The sequence below is a fragment of the Xenorhabdus bovienii genome, from assembly GCF_024721015.1.
Lineage (GTDB): Bacteria > Pseudomonadota > Gammaproteobacteria > Enterobacterales > Enterobacteriaceae > Xenorhabdus > Xenorhabdus bovienii.
Genome location: NZ_JANAIF010000278.1, coordinates 1 through 705, shown reverse-complemented (window position 1 = coordinate 705; position 705 = coordinate 1). Strand labels below are relative to the sequence as shown.

General features: G+C 44.8%; 1 protein-coding gene and 1 pseudogene. Both read left to right on the top strand.

The window, feature by feature from the left end:
• Positions 1-23: 23 nt before the first annotated feature.
• The gene (locus NXS07_RS20560; RefSeq protein ID WP_172664678.1) at positions 24-191 is read left to right on the top strand and encodes a hypothetical protein; all 168 of its coding nucleotides are present in this window, start codon (positions 24-26) and stop codon (positions 189-191) included.
• Positions 184-705: pseudogene (locus NXS07_RS20555) on the top strand (replication protein); the annotation flags it as partial. The gene NXS07_RS20560 and the pseudogene NXS07_RS20555, both read left to right, overlap by 8 nt.

Here is a 705-nt window from a genome sequence, read left to right as displayed (position 1 = left end):
CATTTCAACGAGGTTAATTATACATGAAAACGAAATTTAATCACAGCGCAGTGCATAAAAATCTCACGCGCGAACGGGAGACTCGTTCTGTCACCGAACAGGGATGTGAAAAACTGCGTGATGCTCTGGAGGATGCCAAATTGCGGCTGGAGCATCGCGAAGAACTGACCGGAGGGAAACGCCATGAGTAACGTTGCATACGCTGATTTTGGTGCGAACGCGTCTTCAAGGAGCGCACGGATGGAAAACCAAAAACAGGGGCACTTTGCACTGTTCAGGAGTCTTCTGTCCAGTGGATGGGCGGATGATACCGCCAAATTAGCATTATGGGTTAGGTTATTGGGGATGGCTCAATACAAACCCAGACGCATTGAATTTGGTGGTGTTGATTGGGATCTGGATACAGGGCAATTAGTAACAAAACCCCGGTTATTAGCCAGAAAGTTACGAGATGCCAAAGGGAATGAGAAGACCCCTAAGCAGGTCAGGGATATGCTCGAATTCTTTTCTTCGGAGGGAATGTTAACGTTTAGCGGTAATCGACATGGAACGGTGATCACCATTTCAAATTATACCGATTATCAGCTTGATGTTGAGGTAACAAACAAACCCAATAACTATAAGGGTTCAACGCAATACGAGGTAACAAAACAGGTAGATGATTTTGAGGTAACAAAGCAGGTAACTAATCAGGTAACAAACAAA

Bases quoted from the DNA above. Each gene is read 5' to 3' on its own strand.
- NXS07_RS20560 (WP_172664678.1), top strand. From the start codon at position 24: ATGAAAACGAAATTTAATCACAGCGCAGTGCATAAAAATCTCACGCGC.